1 protein-coding gene is annotated in these 1,478 nt (G+C 66.8%); it reads right to left on the reverse strand.

Going from position 1 to position 1,478, the window contains the following annotated elements; genetic code table 11:
* Nucleotides 1-13: 13 nt before the first annotated feature.
* Complete coding sequence (locus FKP22_RS30190; RefSeq protein WP_141291899.1) at nt 14-1,297, reverse strand: ABC transporter substrate-binding protein; 1,284 nt, start codon at nt 1,295-1,297, stop codon at nt 14-16.
* Nucleotides 1,298-1,478: the final 181 nt, after the last annotated feature.

Here is a 1,478-nt window from a genome sequence, read left to right on the forward strand (position 1 = left end):
CTCCGTCACAGCTTCAGTTCCACTTGCCGCCGCGGCTGGTGCGGCCCAGAGAGGTCTCCAGCTGCGGCAGTGCGGCGGTGGCCTTGGCCTGGCCGGCCAGCACTTCGTGCGCGCTGTTCCAGAAGGCGTTGCTGACCTGGTTGTAGTGCGAACCGGTGACGGTGGCCGGGCGCGCGGCGGCGCTGGCGAAAGTGCCGTAGAGCTCGCCCATGAAGGGGTTGGCCTTCAGGACTTCCGGGTCCTTGTAGAGGGCCGGCATGGTCGGGTTGAACGAGCCCTTGATCGCGCGTTCCTTCTGCACCTCGGCGCTGGTCATGTACATCACCAGGTCCGCGGCAATCGCCGGGTTCTTGCTGTACTTCGAGACTGCCAGCTGGTGCCCGCCCAGCGCCGCGGCGCTGCGGCCGTTGGCGCCATTGCCCTTGGGCAGCACGGTGATGCCGACCTTGCCCTTGATCGTGCTGTCGGCCGCCTGCGAGAGCGCCCAGGCATACGGCCAGTTGCGCATGTAGACGGCATTGCCGGCCTGGAACACGCCACGCGATTCTTCCTCGGCGTAGTTCAGCACGGCCGATGGCGAGATGGTGCCGACCCAGCTGGCGGCCGTCTGCAGCGCTTCGGCGGCCTGCGGGTTGTTGACGCTGATCTTGCCGCTGGGCTCGACCACGCTGCCGCCACCAAAGCTGACCAGCCATTCCAGCGCATTGCAGCTCAGGCCTTCGTAGGCGCGGCCCTGCCAGACATAGCCCCACATGCGGTCGTTGCCGGCCTTGCGCTCGCCTTCCTGGATCAGCTTGGCGGACTTGGCCAGGTCGTCCCAGGTGACGGGCAGCGGCTGCTTGTATTTCTCCAGCAGGTCCTTGCGGTAGTACAGCAGGCCGGCGTCGGTGAACCAGGGCATGGCGACCAGCTTGCCGCCCACGGTGTTGTTGGCGACGATGCTCTCGAAGTGCTGCGACTGCGTGCCCTTGGCATACGGCGTCAGGTCGATCAGGTGCGTGCCCAGCAGGCCGGGCCAGACCACGTCGATCTGGAAGATGTCGATCTTGTCGGACTGCGAGCCCAGAATCTGCTGGTACAGCGCCAGGCGCTCGTTCGAGTCGGCCGGCGTGGCAACCACCTGCACCTCGTTGCCGGTCTTCTTGGCCCAGGCATCGGCAGCACTCTTGCAAAGCTCCAGCTCGTAGCCGATGGCGCCGCAAGAGATCTTGATCGACGCGGCCTGCGCCTGAGTGGCGGCCAGGCTGGCGACGAGGGCGAAGGCGGCCAGGGCGGCTGCGCGGGGGATGGTGTTCATGTCATGTCTCCTGTCGATGTGCGTCCTGCCGCGAAGGCAGTCGGGGCCGTGATCCGGCTCGGAGCACATCAGACTCGCCGTGCGTGAACGGCGAATTGCATTTGTTTCAGTGCGGCGCTGGCACCGGCTCGGCGAGCAATGCGGTGAGCGCGCCGCGCTCGAAGGGCTTGGGCAGCAGGCC

Source organism: Ideonella azotifigens, from assembly GCF_006519715.1.
Classification (GTDB): Bacteria; Pseudomonadota; Gammaproteobacteria; order Burkholderiales; family Burkholderiaceae_C; genus Ideonella; species Ideonella azotifigens.

What these genes read in the sequence shown, in the direction of transcription:
- FKP22_RS30190 (WP_141291899.1), bottom strand. Translation starts at nt 1,297, where the DNA reads ATGAACACCATCCCCCGCGCAGCCGCCCTGGCCGCCTTCGCCCTCGTC.